This is a genomic window from Senegalimassilia faecalis (genome assembly GCF_004135645.1).
GTDB classification, from domain to species: Bacteria; Actinomycetota; Coriobacteriia; order Coriobacteriales; family Eggerthellaceae; genus Senegalimassilia; species Senegalimassilia faecalis.
Genome location: NZ_SDPW01000001.1, coordinates 1352449 through 1367889, shown reverse-complemented (window position 1 = coordinate 1367889; position 15441 = coordinate 1352449). Strand labels below are relative to the sequence as shown.

Genomic DNA, 15441 nt, shown 5'->3' with positions numbered 1-15441 from the left:
CGGCGCCTTTAGCGGTCCTCTTCCAGGATCTCGACCTCGTCTTTCAGAGCTTGCAAGCGCTCCTGCAAGCGCACCTGGCGGAAACGGAAGCGATACAGCGCGAAGCCCACCAGCAGAAGGCCGATCATGCACACGCCCACGGTCATGCCCATGTCGCCGCTCATGCCGCCTTCACGCAGCACCACGGGGTGGATGCTTGAAGGAATCAGGCGCGTGATCATGAAGCAGATGGGCACGTCAACCGTTGCGATGATGCCAAGCACGGCCGCGTACGTGCCGCGACGCTCGGGCTCGTCGATGGCGTTGCGCAGCACGAAGTACGCGATGACGATGAGCATGAGAATTAGGTACGTGGTCAGGCGCGGCTCCCACGTCCACCACACGCCCCACTCGAAGCGCGTCCACAAATCGCCGGTGATCATGGTCATGATGACGAACACCAGCGCGATCTCCATGGCCACCTTCGCGCACGTGTCGAAACGCTGGTTCTTCGTGGCCAAAAAACGCACGCAGTAGTAGCAGGCGAACGCCATGGCGATGAACGACACGCATGCGGCCGGCATGTGGAAGTAGAAGATTTTCTGGGACAGCAGCAGCTTGTTCGCCACCATCTGCCCGCCGATCAGCTCCACGCCGTCGACGGCGGCGCCGTTGACGGGGCCGGCGTACAGAAACGCCATGAGAAAGCCCAGCGTAGAGAACACGATGCCCGCAAGCAGCGCCCACGGCGCCACCTTGTCAGGCCACTGCCCCGCCTCAGGCAGCTTCACGGGTTTGTTCGTCATGTCCTTCCTTTCGATATAGTCGCAGGTCAATCAAGGCAAGCGAGGGCGCTTGCGGTGCGTCGCATAGTCGCGAAGCAAGCGGGCATTGGCCTTTCGTCCATGCCCGTGCAGCTGAACGGCTAGGCGACGTGCCACAAGCGGCCACAGCGTCGAGCAGATCCGCCGGCCGACAGGCCGGCGAAACCGTTAGGCCGAGATAACAAAGTCGTAGAGCACCCAGCTGAGCAGCAGCATGATGACGTCGTAGCCGCCGGCAAGCGCCAGCGACTGCACGAACACGTCGAAGTAGCCTTCCGACCCCACCACCACGGCGGTGGTGGCCGACGCGCATGCGTACAGCAGCGGGAAAATCAACGGCACGAAAAGTACGGCAAGCATAACATCTTTGCCGCGCGTGTTCACGGTGATGGTGGAAAGCAGCGTGCCGATTCCCGCAACGCCGATAGTGCCCACCAAAAGCGGCGCCACCATCAGCATGAAATCGGGGCCCGGCGTTGCCGTGGTCAGGAAGAAGAACCAGAACAGCGGCACGGCCACCACTTCCACCACCAGCAAAAACAGCAGGTTGGACGTGGCTTTCGCCAAGAAGATCACGCTGCGGTCCATAGGCACCAGCAAAATGCCTTCCATGCAGCCCTGCTCCTTCTCGTGCCCAAACGAGCGGTTCAGGCCCAGAAGCGACGTGAACACGATAAGCGCCCACAAAAGGCCGCCGGAGATTTGCAGCACGTCGGTTGCCTGCGCGGTCTGCCCCAGCGAAGCGCCGTACACGATAAGCACCAGCAGCGCATAGATGCCCATGGACGTGAGCATCTCCTTCGTGCGGAACTCCTGCTGCAAGTCCTTGGCCAGCAGGGTCTTGTACTGCGCGAACGTGCTGGGCACCGAAAGCGCCACCGAGCCCACGCGCGCCGGCGCGGCCTTCGCAGCTTGCTTGCGCGCCATTTACGCCACCCCCATTCCAACGGTCGAGCGGTACAGTTCGGAAAACTCGGCGAAGTCGAAGTCTTCCTTCGGCCCGAACGTCACCACGCGCCCGCGCGCCAGCACCAGCGCGTGCGTGCACATGTCGAAGCCTTTCTGCAGGTCATGGCTGACCATGACAAACGTGCGGCCCTCGCGATGCTTGGCGATAAGCTGGTCGAAAATATCAACGGCATGCGGGTCAAGGCCCGAATACGGCTCGTCAAGGAACACGACGTCGGGGTCGTGGATAAGCGCGCGGGCAATGGACAGGCGCTGCGTCATGCCGCGCGAGAACGTGCGCACCACGTCAAGGCGGCGATGCTTCAACTCCACGGCCTCCAAAAGCTCCGACACACGCGCTTGCGGGTCGGCCAAGCCGTACAGCTTCGCGTACAGAAGCAGGTTCTGCTCGGCAGTAAGGTCGGGATACAGCATGGCGTTGTGCGAGATAAGCCCGATGTGCTGGCGGGCAGCATCGGGCTCTTCCTTCAGGTCGATGCCCATAAGCTGCGCCGAGCCGTCCGTGGGGCGCGCCAGCGTGGACAGCATGCGCAACAACGTGGTCTTGCCCGCGCCGTTCGGGCCGAAAATGGAAAGGAACGCCCCTTGAGGCACGTCGATGGAAACCTTGTCCACCGCCTTGCGCGTGCCGAACACCTTCGACAGCTTCTTCGTGCGAATGGCCGATGCTTCTCCCACTGGCTCTCCCTTCCCGCGTCCCTGCCGGCAATCAAACAGTTTGCCGCTAGTCTAGCGCAAAACGCGGCCGCCGAATCGGCAGCCGCGCCTTGCTTCATCTGTTATGCAGCATCCACGCTGGCCGATTCGCCTGCAGCGGCGTCGGCGGCGGTGCGCTGGCTGTCGGTAAGCTTGCGGCTTGCGCGACGGCGGCCCAACGTGGCCACGCACACGCCCACCATCAGCAGACCAAAGCCCACCCACACCAGCGAGATCAGCGGGTTGACGCGCACGTCCATGGAGAACGCGCCGTCGTTGTTCACGCCGCGGTACACCACGAACAGGTCCTCGCCCGGCAGCGAGATGACGCTGGCCACCAGCTTCTGCTGCTGGGTTTTCTGCGCCAGCTGCACGGCGGGGCTAACCGAGCCGATGTAGTTGCCATCCTTGTACACGTCGTAGTTCACGGTGTACAGAATGTCGTTGCCGCCGTTGACCTCGGTCACGGAGTTCGACGTGTACTCAAGCTCGTAGTCCTTGATGGTGAAGTTCTCCGCCGCGGTGTCGGTTGACTCGTCGTAACCGATGTAGGCCACCTTCTCCGTCACGTACATGGACGAGCCGATAAGGCCCACCAAGATGACGGCCATGGCCGCGTGCGACAGGAAACCGCCGAAGCGTGCCGCGTTGTTGCGCAGGCAGCCGCCGAAGGCCGCCAGCGCGCCGCATCCGTGCGCCTTCTTGTACGCGCCGATGGTGCGGCCAAGCATGAACAGCGAGTTGAAGAACAGCACGCTGGCCACGAAGAAGCCCACAAGCGCCAAACCGTTGTAATACCAGGCCGGGCCGTCGCTTGCCAGTTCTTCGGCCGTGGTTCCGCCGGCAGCGATGATGGCATCGTAGCTGGGCACCAGGTACGTGCCCCAGTACACCGCCAGCACCACGAACAGCACCACCGCGCAAATGGCGGGAATGCGCGCCTGCTTCAGGAACTTCGCGCGCAGCGTGGCGCCCCACGCCAGAAGCGGGCAGATGGCCAGGATTGCCAGGTACACCACGCCAAGCGGGCGGGCGATGGCGTTGAACGTGCCCGAGGACACGGTCTGGCCGCCGAACGGCAGAAAGTCGGGCAGCGCCGAGGAGATGGTCAGGTATGCCAGCAGCGTGGCGAACACCACCATGATGACGTTGTTGAAGTAGTACGCGCCCTCCTTGGACAGCAGGTGCTCCACCTCGTCGGAGCCGTCGGCCGCCGGGCCGAAGCTCTTCCAGCGCACGATCAGGCCCACGATGCCCGCAAGCAGCGCCACCACGATAAGCGCGCCGAACAGCACGAGCGAAACCGGGTCGCCCTCAAACGCGTGCACGGACTGCACCAAGCCGGAACGGGAAATGAACGTGCCCACGATGACGAACGCGAACGTGATGCAGGCGCACATGACGCTCCAGCGCTTGAACGCGCCGCGCTGACGATACACGGTGAAGCTGTGAATCAAGGCCACGCCCACCAGCCACGAAAGCAAGCTGGCGTTTTCCACGGCGTCCCAGCCCCAGTAGCCGCCCCAGCCAAGCACCACGTAAGCCCACACGGAGCCCAAGCCGATGCCGATGCCCAGGAACAGCCAAGAGAACAAGGCGTAGCGCTGGCTGCGCACCACCCATTCCTTCGACGAATCGTTCACGATAAGCGCGGCGATGGCGTACGCGAACGGAATGGTCAAGCCCGCATAACCCACGAACAGTGTGGGCGGATGAATGGCCATGGCCCAGTGCTCCAACAGCGAGTTCATGCCCAGCATGGTGGCCGCGTTGGTCAGCGTGCCGTTGGAGTTGTAGTACTTGTCCGGCGTCACGGTAAACGGCATATTGCTTTCGCTGAACAGCAGCACACCCACGAACGCCGCCAGCACCAGCTGCGACACCATAAGCGCCGTGGAATCCAGTTTGCGCGGGCTTTTCAGATCGCGGATGGCCACAACAGAGTTGAACACGCTGATAAGCCACGCCCAGAACAGCAGCGAGCCCTCGCGGCCAGCCCACAAACCGGACAGCTTGTACAGCCAGCCCAGCGCGCCGTCAGCGCTGCTGTGCTGCTTCAGCACGTACTCGATGGAATAATCGCCTGCAAAGAAGCAGTACACCAGAATGCCGCAGCACACGGTCAGCGCGATGGTGGTCAGGATGGAAGCAACATGGCCGCCCCACGTGAGGGTTTCCGCAAGCGAGCTTTCCTGCTTGCGGCCAAGGATGGCGCCCACAAGCAGGCACAGCACCGAAACGGCCACGCCGGCAAACGCCACCAGCAAGCCCATCAGGCCGATAGTAGACATGAAACGTTACCTTTCTGCTTAGCCTTCAAGCGCCACGTCGGTGGCGGTGAACTTGCCATCTGCCGACAGGCTGCCGGTAACCACCAGCGAGCTTCCCTCGGCAATCTCGTCAGACAGCGCGCCGTCGAATGCAACGGGAAGCGTCTTGTCGGAATCAGGGTCTGCCAGCACAAAACGATCGCCCGCGCCCGCTGCCTTCAGCGAGCCCGCCTGCACCGTGCCCGAAACCTTCACCGGCTTGTCGTACACCGACTCGCCGTAGCCAAGCAGGCTTTCGATGGTCAGCGCGTTCGACGCGTTCTCGTACTTCGAGGGGCACTTCGTCACCAGCTCCGTGGCATGCAGCACACCGTCTTCGGCAATCTTACCCGTGCAGATGGCGGTGACGTCGTTGCCGAACGTGGCCGACACGCCGCCTTCGTAACGGACGTTAAGCTGTTCGGTGGGGTTGCCGTCCTTGTCGTAGATGGCGAACGTCAGGACGTTGTCGTTCGTGGCGTAGGAGTTTTCCACCACGTTGCCCGTGACCTGAATCTTCTGGTCCGGATACTTGCCGGCAAGCGCGTCGGCGATAGTGGCCGACTTCGCGGCGCCCGAGCTGCCGACAACCGCCAAGATCACGATAAGCACGATAACGATGATGCCAGTCACGGCAATCATGCGGCGCTTCGTCTTCGTATTCACAAACCCTCCCTTTTCCGTCCGTTCAAGGCTAATTCCGAATGCTAACCTTATCGAAAACGAAATGGGCGCGCTATCACCCAGATAGTGTAATTTACACCGCTAAACCACCCGTTTACCGAAGAAAGGGCCGCGTTCGCGACCCTTCCCCCCCTCACACGCACCCTATGCGCGCTGCGCTGTTTCCTGCGCTTGGTCGTATGTCAGCCAACCATCGGGGATGGGAGCATCCTCGTGGCACTGGCTGCACGCGTTCACCGAAGCGCGGTGCGCCTTGTGGCAATCGCCGCAATCGCGCTGCTGGCCGTGCATGGCCATGTGCGGATTGCGCTCGCCAAAGCGTGCCGTCTTCTTCACCAAGTCCTGGCGAGTTATGTTGTGGCACGCCTCGTTCAGGCAGAACGCATCGCCTTCCTGGCCAAGCCACTCGCCAAGCTGCTCGGTGTCGCGCTCGCCAAGCACCAGCCCGTACGCCTCGTTGGCGAACAGGGGCATGTTACCGGTAGACCACTCGCTCACCTCGGTCAGCTGTTGGGCGATGGTGGGTTTGTGGCAGCTCAGGCAGTTCGCGTCCGCACCGCCTTCGCTTTTCGACGCCGCGTGCACCACGGCCAGCATGGAGCTGGTGTTCGACACTTCGTTGCCCCACTTGTCCACGCCTGCCGTGCCCGGCTGCTGATCGAACGCCGCAACGTAAGGGTCCATCGGCGTGTGACAGATAGCGTTGCAGAAACTGGGCTGCTCGTGCCATACCCAGAACCCTCCGCCGGCAACGACAACCACCACCGCAACCACCGCAGCCACGATGGGCCACCTGCGGTCCGTCTTGCGTTTCTTCGACGGCGCCATGCCGCCGTTTGCCTCTTGCTTGCTCATATACGCGGAACCTCCTTTCCCAAAAAGGTTCGAACTTTACAGCGGTTTCGCTTCGATGCGCAACCTGCCGAAGCGCTGCAGCGGAGTCCGCGCCCCGCGTTCCGCGCGCATTCCCGACAATGTGCCCCGAAGCCTATCGGAGAGAATCACCGCCTGCGCTGTTACGCAAGCATCGACAATGCCTGGTCAGCGGCCGCTTCCGCCTTGTCCAGGGTTTCAAACGTCAGGTCGGGGTTATGAGCACCCTCGCTGTTTTCAACCATCACGAAATCCCAGTAGAACTGCGCGTTGCGCTGCAGCTTCCACAGCGCGGCCAGCTCGGCAGAGGGGTCCTGCTTGCCACCGGCGTCCTTGGCGGCCTTGATGGCGGCAATCTCGTCGGCATACTGCGCGGCGATCTTCTTCGTCAGGTTCTCGATCTTCTCGCTGATCGACGTCACACGCTGCTCTTCTTTTGCCTGCGTGGCAGCCACTTCGCTCTTCAGGTCGGCGTGGCAGTTGTTGCAGTCGTTGGCAAGCATGTCCTCGTTTTCAAGCGGGCTGATCCAATTGTGCGAGGTATACGCCGTGCCATCCTCGGCCGTTTGCGTGCCCATGTGGCAATCGGCGCACGTGTAGCCGATGCGCGCCATGGTGGTGGACTCGCCGCCGTACATGGTTTCGAACTCGGGGTGCTGCACCTTGATCATGGGTGCCATGGTGTCGGCGTGCCTCCAATCCGAAAATCCCAGGTTGTCGTAATACGCCAGGATGGCGTCAGGCGTCATCTGATCGGTTCCCGTATAGGGGTTCGTCGTGGCCTTCGTCGAGGGATCAAAGTAGTACTCGTTGTGGCACTGGCCGCACGTTTGGCTGGCAAGCGGCGCCTTCTTCTCGTTGTTCACGTCGTCGCCAAGCGCGCGCACGAAGAACTTGTTGCCCACCACCAGCTGGGTCGGGTCGTTCTCGTGGCAGTTATAGCAGCTGATGGGCTCGTCGAACTGGTCGATCATGTCCTTGAACTTGCCCTGATAAGCCGTGTCCCCCTCGGCGTTCACCAGCGCGGTGTACTGCGGGGTTTTGCACGAGATGCAGTTTGCCAGCTGCTCTTTCTTCTGCGTACGCGGCGTTTCCTTCACCGATTGAAGCGCGTGAGTGTGCCCGTGCGCTTCATCATAGCCCAGTGCGAAGGCATAGCCTTTGTACATGGTGTTCAGCGCCGGATACAACTGCAGATAGTCGTGCTTGCCCTCCGTGCCATTCGCGTCGTTTTCCCGATACGTCGCGTACTGGTCCGGATAGTCCTGCGCCCACTGATCGGCGTGCACCACGCCATACTCGTCGGCTTCGGGCACCTGCTCAACCTGCTGCGCCACGGGCTTGTCCGTGGCCTTTTGGTCGGCGCGACCGGCCTTGTCGGCGTTCGGCGCGCATGCCGAAAGGCCAACGACCAGGCCGAAGGCGCACAGGGCCGCAACCCACGCAACCGACTTGTTCCTTTTCGCTTTCGTCATTTCCGCTTTCCTCCCTTCTGGGGCGATATCTCTCCACGACGCCACGTTACGCGCCTTTGCGCGCGGGCGAAGATGGCGAAGGCCCCTTATAGGAAACGCCCGGCAAAACACGCGGGGAAAACCCTATAGTTTTCCCATGAGCGGCTTTTGGCCTGGTTGTTGTTTCTTTACCGCACGGTGATTGACCGCTGCAGGCACTGGTCATCCCCCGCAGCGGCGTCCTATAATGTGCGCGGGGAGCATCAAGCGGGAAAGGAAGAGCATGGGGGCTTCTAATTTCGATCGGGCAACGCTTGACGGAAACAACGAAGCGTTCCAACGCGCCGTCGAGCAGCTTCGCGCGCGACTTAACTTCGACTTCGTCACCATGGGCATCACCGCATTCGTCGGCGCACCGCTGAAGTGGGTGTACAGCGCCGGCGAAACAAGCAACCGGCACCGGCGCATCGCGTTGGCGCCCGGCCATGGTGTAGGCGGCATCGTGCTGAAGTCCGGCAAGCCCATGCTGTTCACCGACATCGATTCCGAGCTTGACCCACGCGAATACTCGTCCTACCCCATCGTGTTCGCCGAAGACTTGCGCAGCCTGTGCGCGCTGCCCCTCAAACGCAACCACCACGTCATCGCCGTGCTGCTATGCGCGTTCCGCGATGTCAGCGAAAGCCACGCCCAGGCATTTCGTTCGCTTATCGCCGATGAACTGCGCGGAACGTTTTGCGAGCTGGCCGTTGTTTCCGAAGGATTCATCGGGTTCGACGCAAGCCTGCACGACGATGCCAGCATCTTGTCTGGGCGGGCGGGCGATAGCGGCGAAAGCAGCCCCGCGAAAAACGATGGCTCTCCACGGCTTATTCGCAGCGACCTTGCGCGCATCATCGGCGCTCAAGAGGATGAGCGCCGGCGCATATCGCGCGAATTGCACGACGGCGTTGCACAAGAGCTACTCACCGTCACGTTTTCGCTGCAGCGGCTTCGCGAGCACCTCGACGACGAGGGGATTGCCATCCTCGACGAGGCTCACGGCAGCATCAACGCCGTGCTCGACGAGCTGCACAACATCTCCGTCATGCTGCGCCCCAGCGCGCTTGACCACCTTGGCTTCGTGCCCGCGCTGCGCAGCCAAGCGCTGGTGCTTGAGCAAACGTATGGCTCGGCCGTTGCGTTCGAGGGCGATTTGACGCTGCCGCGTTTCGACCGCGCGCTGGAAACGCAGGCCTACCGCATCTGCCAAGAAGCCATGACGAATGCTTGCAAGTATTCGGGATCCGACACGGTACGCGTGCAGGTTGAGGCCGCAAGCGACTGGCTGCACATCTGCGTTTCCGACGACGGATGCGGCTTCGACGTTGCCCACCCCACCATCAAAGGCAGCGGCTGCGGGCTTTTGGGCATGCAAGAACGCGCAAACCAGGTCGGCGCCACGCTTTCCATCGAATCAGGCGCTGCCGGCACGCGCGTCACGCTGGTCACGCCCATGCGCGCCCAGGAGGAACTGCAATGATCAACGTGATTCTTGCCGACGACCACGAGGTGGTGCGCACCGGCATTAAGCTTCTGCTTGAAGCGGACCCTGACATCGCCGTGGTGGCGGAAGCCGCCGAAGGAACGCAAGCCTATTCGCTTGTGGCGCAGCACAAACCGCAGGTGCTGCTGCTTGACATCTCCATGCCGCCCGGGCAAAGCGGACTTGTGGCCTGCGAAAAAGTGGCCCGCGACTTTCCCGACACGAAAGTAATCATTCTCACTATGTTCGCCGAGCCGGAATACCTGCTGTACACCCTGCGCGGCGGCGCGGCGGGCTACGTGCTGAAAAACTCGACGCCCGAACAGCTGCGCCAAGCCGTGCACGACGTTGCCGCAGGCGGCAGTTACATCCACCCCACCATGGCCTCGTTGCTTGCAAAGCACGCGGGAAACCCCGAGGCTAACGACCCTTCCTTCCAACAGCTATCCAGCCGCGAGCTTGAGATTTTGCAGCTTATCGCACGAGGCCACACGAACAAGGAAATCGGCGAGCGCATGTTTCTATCCGTGAAAACAGTGGAGGCGCACCGCAGCAAGATATTCAAGAAGCTGCATCTGAAAACGCGCGCCGATGCCGTCGACTACGCGCTGCGGCATAAGCTGCTTGACTTGTAGAAGCTGCCCGCACAACGCACATGGACAGCCTAGGCATGCCAAGCTCTGTCATGACGCGCACAAGCAGCGCCTCAATGCTGCAACCAAAGCCGTTTCGTGCCCCTCGCGCCATACATAGTAATAAGGAAGCGCGATGCGCTCCTTCTCCTTGAAAGGAATCATCACCGTATCGGGAAACGCTTCGCACAAACGCGCGTCATGAGATACCAGCAGGGCACCGCCTTCGTCGCGTAAAAACGCTCTATGTCGCGCCTCGCTCATCTCAAGCGCAACATAGCGCGGACGCACGCCCTCTTGCGCAAACCGCCGCTCCACCACCTCTTTGTAGCTACGGAAATCATGCGGCACGGCCAACTTCCTACCATGCAAGTCGGAAAACGCCACGCACTCCTTCGCCGCCAGCTCATGGCGCGTGGACACCAGCAGGCACAACGCCATCGTTCTCATCCACGATGCGTGCAAATCTTCACGCTCGGGCTTTCCCACCACCAGCGCCGCATCGGCCATGCCCGCGTCAAGGGCCGCCAAGCACCCGCTGCCAGCAAAAAACGACACCTGAAGCTCCACAAGCGGATACGCCCGGCGAAAAGGCTCGAAATCTTCTTCGCGAAACACTCGGCCTCGCAAGGGGATATTCGCCACCACAACCGAAAGCGACCCCCGAAGCTGCGCAACCCCACCTTCGCCAGCCGGCGTCACGTCTCTAATGCCGCCGCGCGCATCAAGCGCATCCACGGCATAGCGGTACACCCTCCCGCCCGCATCCGTTGGTTTCAGCTGCTTACCGCGCGCTTCAAGCAGTTGCACATGCAACTTGCTCTCAAGGTCGTGAATCGACTTCGAAACTGCTTGCGGCGTCACGAAAAGGTCCTCGGCGGCGGCGCTATAGGACCCCTTGCGTGCCGTTGCGACGAACCGTTCTAGTTGCGAAAAGCTTGGGCTCATACAGCCCCCCTGACATGAGATGAGTTATAGATACAAAATCCCCAGGTCAAACCAAAAATCAGGCTAGCACAGAAACTGTTATCAATTCACTCGCACATACATTTTGCTCCCCGCTTTCGGCAAGCGCGCGCCAGGATGCACGCTAACGTAACCATGCGATTACGTATTCGCATTATCCCTGGTTGCTGCCACAGAACATCCCTCGCGCAGCAATGCTTCCCCACTTGCAGATAGCAAAAAGCGGGGCCACCGACGCATTGTCAGCAGCCCCGCCCCATCGCCGTCTTAGCGCTTCGTCTACACTGTTGCCAGCGCCTGCTCCAGGTCGGCCAGCAAATCCTCCGTCGACTCGATGCCGCAGCTCAGGCGCACCATGTCCGGGGAGATGCCGCACGCCACCAGCTCTTCGTCGTTCATTTGACGATGCGTGGCGTTCGCCGGATGCAGCACGCACGTGCGCGCATCGGCAACATGCGTGGCAATCTGCGCCAGCTTCAGGCTTTTCATGAACTGCTCGGCCGCCGCGCGACCGCCCTCGAAGCCAAACGACACCACGCCGCACGTGCCGTTCGGCATGTACTTCTGCGCCAGCTCGTGATACGGGTCGCCCACCAGGCCCGGGTAACGCACGAAGCGGATCTTGGGGTGTGCCTGCAAGAACTCGGCTGCGGCCTGACCGTTCTTGCAATGCTGCGGCATGCGCACGTGCAGGCTCTCAAGACCCAGGTTCAAAATGAAGGCATGCTGCGGGCTTTGGATGGAGCCGAAATCGCGCATCAGCTGCGACGTGCACTTCGTGATGAACGCCCCGCCCTGGCCGAACTTCTCGGCGTACACCACGCCGTGGTAGCTTTCGTCGGGCGTGGTCAGGCCCGGGAACTTGTCGGCATGCGCCATCCAGTCGAACGTGCCGGCGTCCACGATGCATCCGCCCACGCATGCGCCGTGACCGTCCATGTACTTCGTGGTGGAGTGCGTCACGATATTCGCGCCCCACTTGATGGGGTTACAATTCACGGGCGTCGGGAACGTGTTGTCCACAATCAGCGGCACGCCGTGCGCATGCGCCGCATTCGCGAAACGCTCGATATCAAGCACGGCCAGCGCCGGGTTGGCGATGGTCTCGCCGAACACGGCCTTCGTGTTCGGACGGAACGCCGCCTCAAGCTCTTCATCGGTGCAGTCGGGGCTGACGAACGTGCACTCCAGGCCCATGCGCTGCATGGTATGCGCCAGCAGGTTGTACGTGCCGCCGTAAATGGCGCTTGAGGCCACCACATGGTCGCCCGCTCCGGCAATGTTGAACACTGCGAAGAAGTTCGCCGCCTGGCCCGAGCTGGTCAACATAGCTGCCGTGCCGCCCTCAAGCTCGCAGATCTTCGCTGCCACGTAATCGTTCGTGGGGTTTTGCAGGCGCGTGTAGAAGTAGCCCGACTCTTCCAGGTCGAACAGCTTGCCCATGTGCTCAGACGTGTCGTATTTCCACGTGGTGGACTGATAAATCGGAATCTGGCGCGGCTGCGCGTCGCCAGGTCGATAACCGCCTTGCACGCACGTGGTCCCCATATGCTCCGTCATGTTTGGCCTCCTAGAAAATGAAATGCTAGCCGCGTCATCGCCGTTAGGCGCGGTCAGCATTCCAGTATGCCCTTTGTTGCCAGCTTGCGCCACAAGCAATTGGCAAGAAACCCGCAATGGCTGCCTGCGGCACAGCGGAGTGAAGGGCCGAACCGAGGCGCCCCGTCGAGAGGCTTAGGTCAGGCCCGCGAGCGAAAAGGCGAGATCGAGCCCGCCAAGGGGAAGAGCAGAGTTAGGCCCACCAGGGGAAAGGTAAAGCCACCGCGATGAGGGCGCCCCCGCCTACGGCAGGGCGTCCTCATCGCAAAGCGCATGAAGCCGCCCAGTTACCCCCGAGCGAAGAACGCCAGCGCGATGGCGCCCGGGCCCACGTGCGTGCCGATGGTGCCGCCAACGGTGGAATAGCGCACTTCGTCAACGCCTTCCTCCCATACAGCGCGGCTGTCTTCAATGTACTTTTTGATAAGCTCGTCGCCCAAGCCCGTGTAACCCAGGAAGAACGGCAGCGAAAAATCAATGCCGCCGGCGTTTTGCACCTGCTGAATCAGCAGGTTGTTGCCCTTTTTGCTGCCGCGCGCCTTGCCCAGCATGACCACAAGACCATCCTGAATAGAGATGACCGGCTTGATGGACAGCATGCCGCCCGCAATGGCAACCGTTTTGGAAATGCGGCCGCCCTTTTGCAGGTACTCAAGCGTATCAAGCAGCGCCACCAGGCGAATGCGGCCTTTCACGCGATTCAGCTCGGCCGCCACCTCGGAGGCGCACATGCCTTGCTCAACCAGGCGAATGGCGTACGCCACCAGCGCTTTTTCTCCAACGGTCACGTTCGTGCTGTCAACCACGTGCACGCGAGCGCCCCACGGCTCAGCCGCGGCAAGCGCGCTGTCGTAGGTGCCCGACAGCTTTGCGGACAGCGTGATGATAACGGCCTCGTCCGTGCCGCCTTCGCCGGGCTGGCCAAGCTTTTCAGCCAGAACCTGCGTGAACGCGAACGGCGTTGCTTGGCTGGTGCGCGGAAGCTCGTCAGACTCGACCAGCTTCTCGTAGAACTGCCGATGGGTTAGGTTCACGCCGTCTTCGAACGAATCGTTGCCGAACGAGATGCTCAGCGGCACAACGCTTACGTCGGGAAATTCGCCCGCCGCCAAGTCGGACGCGGAATCGGTGATGATATGTACGCGGCGCGCTGCGGCGCCTTCGATTGCTGATTGCTGCACAATGCTCCTATCGCACTACGGTTACGATGCCGTTTGCGCCAAGCGCATAACAGCAACACCCCATATTGCCGCAATGTGTCCATCATCGCAATGCAATCACGGCGTTTCGCTTGAGCGAATACGTTTTGCTACGCAAATGAATCATCAACGCATCACCCCGATGATTCGTTTGCTATCAGGCCGAACTTTCCTGACCGCACGTTATCAAACTGCGGATCTCAACCACCATCGAGCCAACGTGCTGGGCTACCACAGCGAACAGTCCATCACGTGCGACATCGTTGACTTTTTCGCCACCCCCTAGGCGAGCACTGCCGCGTCGGCACCATCGATGCGCACATCGGCCTCGAAAAACGCCTGCAAGGCACGCGTACCCAAACGCACATCAGCTACGCCCGCCGTCTCGTAACTAGAATGCATGGCCAGCTGCGGCAGGCCGACGTCAACGCCATGCATGCTCACTTGCATGTTCGACAGATTTCCCAGCGTCGAGCCACCGGGCATATCGCTGCGGTTCGCGTACGCCTGCAGCGGCACGCCCGCATCGGTGCACAACGCGCAGAACACCGCGCGGCTGAACGCATCGGTGCAGTACTTCTGGTTCGCGGCCTCTTTCACCACCAGGCCGCGGTTGAGCTGCACGCGGTTGCACTCATCATAGCGTTCGGGGTGATTCGGATGCACAGCATGGGCGTTATCGCAGCTCACCAGCATGCTTTTCGCCAGCACGCAGCACAGATCTTCAACGGCGAAGCCCAGCGCGCCGTTCAAGCGCTCAAGCGTGTCGCGCAGAAACGTCGACATAGCGCCCTGCTTTGTGTTCGACCCCACTTCCTCGTTGTCGAAGCAGCAGAACACCGACACGTCGTGCGGATTGCTCGCAGCTAGGAATGCCTCAAGCGAAATGAACACGCAGCCCAGGTCGTCCAGCCGCGGCGCGCTGACAAACTCGTTTGCCCTGCCCCACACGCGCGGCTGCTGGCGGTTCACCAGGAACAAATCGCGCGCCGCCACGTTTTCGACGGCAACACCAAGGTCTTCGGCAACCATCGCGTCGAACGCACCCCGTTCAAGCGCCCCGGCCGAGAACAGCGGGCACAAATCGACGGCTCGATTCGGCGCGAAGCCCGCATTCGCCTGATGGTCCAGATGAATGGGCACGCGCGGGATGATGAGCAGATCGTCATCGGGCGCATAAAGCCTGCTGACCAGGCGATTTCCTTCACGTACCAGCACACGGCCCGCAACAGAAAGCGGCTTGTCGAACCACGTGTGGTCCATAACGCCGCCGTACGCTTCAACGTTCAAGCGCAGATACTCCGCCGGGCCGGCAAGCTCGGGGACGGCCTTCACCTTATACGTCGGCGAATCCGAATGCGCCGCCGTCAGCTGAAAGTGATACGAGTCCAGCTTCTCGCCCACGCGAAACGCGATAAGGCTGGAATTGTTGCGCACGGTGTAGTACGCCCCACCGCGTTCGATGTTCCACCGCTGCCCCTCGGGCACAAACGTGAACCCCGCCGCGTCTAAACGCTTGCGCAGCGCCGCAACTGTATGGAACATGCTGGGGCATTCGCTCACGAAATCGATCATGCGCTGCGCCGCCCGCACGTCAAGCTCCGACACCGCGCAGCCACGCGTTTGCACGCCCGCCTCAGGCGCTGCGCACCCGCTCGCCTCAACCTGGCTCATAGCCGTCTCCTTTCCTTTTGCTCCAGTCTAGCAATCACCGGCACAGCGCAAGCGATTG

At 61.5% G+C, this 15441-nt stretch carries 14 protein-coding genes; 3 read left to right on the top strand and 11 right to left on the bottom strand.

What is annotated here, in order from left to right:
* Nucleotides 1–8: 8 nt before the first annotated feature.
* From ccsA to ET524_RS05660, 7 genes are all read right to left on the bottom strand, one after another.
* Nucleotides 9–785, bottom strand: a complete 777-nt coding sequence (ccsA, locus tag ET524_RS05690) for a cytochrome c biogenesis protein (protein ID WP_129423979.1) — start codon at nt 783–785, stop codon at nt 9–11.
* Nucleotides 786–971: 186 nt separating this feature from the next.
* The gene (locus ET524_RS05685) at nt 972–1730 is read right to left on the bottom strand and encodes a heme exporter protein CcmB (protein ID WP_129423977.1); all 759 of its coding nucleotides are present in this window, start codon (nt 1728–1730) and stop codon (nt 972–974) included.
* Nucleotides 1731–2450: an ABC transporter ATP-binding protein gene (locus ET524_RS05680; protein WP_129423975.1), complete on the bottom strand. Its 720-nt coding sequence runs from the start codon at nt 2448–2450 to the stop codon at nt 1731–1733.
* 101 nt (nt 2451–2551) lie between these two features.
* On the bottom strand, nt 2552–4759 hold the full coding sequence (locus ET524_RS05675) for a heme lyase CcmF/NrfE family subunit (protein WP_129423973.1): 2208 nt from the start codon (nt 4757–4759) through the stop codon (nt 2552–2554).
* Between the two features lie 18 nt (nt 4760–4777).
* Complete coding sequence (locus ET524_RS05670; RefSeq protein WP_129423971.1) at nt 4778–5443, bottom strand: cytochrome c maturation protein CcmE domain-containing protein; 666 nt, start codon at nt 5441–5443, stop codon at nt 4778–4780.
* Nucleotides 5444–5605: 162 nt separating this feature from the next.
* Nucleotides 5606–6316 (bottom strand): cytochrome c3 family protein, encoded by a 711-nt coding sequence (locus ET524_RS05665; protein ID WP_129423969.1) that lies wholly within the window; start codon nt 6314–6316, stop codon nt 5606–5608.
* A 161-nt stretch (nt 6317–6477) separates the two neighbouring features.
* Nucleotides 6478–7809, bottom strand: coding sequence for an ammonia-forming cytochrome c nitrite reductase subunit c552 (locus tag ET524_RS05660; protein ID WP_129423967.1), 1332 nt, complete (start codon nt 7807–7809; stop codon nt 6478–6480).
* A gap of 262 nt (nt 7810–8071) precedes the next feature.
* Here ET524_RS05660 and ET524_RS05655 point away from each other — a divergent pair, with 262 nt between their 5' ends.
* Complete coding sequence (locus tag ET524_RS05655) at nt 8072–9310, top strand: GAF domain-containing sensor histidine kinase (RefSeq protein ID WP_129423965.1); 1239 nt, start codon at nt 8072–8074, stop codon at nt 9308–9310.
* Nucleotides 9307–9948 (top strand): response regulator, encoded by a 642-nt coding sequence (locus ET524_RS05650; RefSeq protein WP_129423963.1) that lies wholly within the window; start codon nt 9307–9309, stop codon nt 9946–9948. Before ET524_RS05655 ends, ET524_RS05650 begins: the two co-directional genes overlap by 4 nt.
* A 48-nt stretch (nt 9949–9996) precedes the next feature.
* Here ET524_RS05650 and ET524_RS05645 read toward each other — a convergent pair whose 3' ends face one another.
* From ET524_RS05645 to ET524_RS05635, 3 genes are all read right to left on the bottom strand, one after another.
* Nucleotides 9997–10893, bottom strand: coding sequence for a LysR family transcriptional regulator (locus ET524_RS05645; protein ID WP_129423961.1), 897 nt, complete (start codon nt 10891–10893; stop codon nt 9997–9999).
* A gap of 297 nt (nt 10894–11190) precedes the next feature.
* Complete coding sequence (locus ET524_RS05640) at nt 11191–12471, bottom strand: O-acetylhomoserine aminocarboxypropyltransferase/cysteine synthase family protein (RefSeq protein ID WP_129423959.1); 1281 nt, start codon at nt 12469–12471, stop codon at nt 11191–11193.
* A gap of 326 nt (nt 12472–12797) precedes the next feature.
* Complete coding sequence (locus ET524_RS05635; RefSeq protein ID WP_236648264.1) at nt 12798–13691, bottom strand: DegV family protein; 894 nt, start codon at nt 13689–13691, stop codon at nt 12798–12800.
* A gap of 160 nt (nt 13692–13851) precedes the next feature.
* Between ET524_RS05635 and ET524_RS11530 the strand changes: the two genes are divergently transcribed.
* Nucleotides 13852–13995 carry a hypothetical protein gene (locus tag ET524_RS11530; protein WP_161566611.1) on the top strand — a complete coding sequence of 48 codons (144 nt, stop codon included), beginning with the start codon at nt 13852–13854 and terminating at the stop codon, nt 13993–13995.
* Here the strand turns inward: ET524_RS11530 and ET524_RS05630 are convergent.
* Nucleotides 13992–15383 (bottom strand): M18 family aminopeptidase, encoded by a 1392-nt coding sequence (locus ET524_RS05630; RefSeq protein WP_201738689.1) that lies wholly within the window; start codon nt 15381–15383, stop codon nt 13992–13994. The genes ET524_RS11530 and ET524_RS05630 overlap by 4 nt on opposite strands.
* Between the last annotated feature and the right edge of the window lie 58 nt (nt 15384–15441).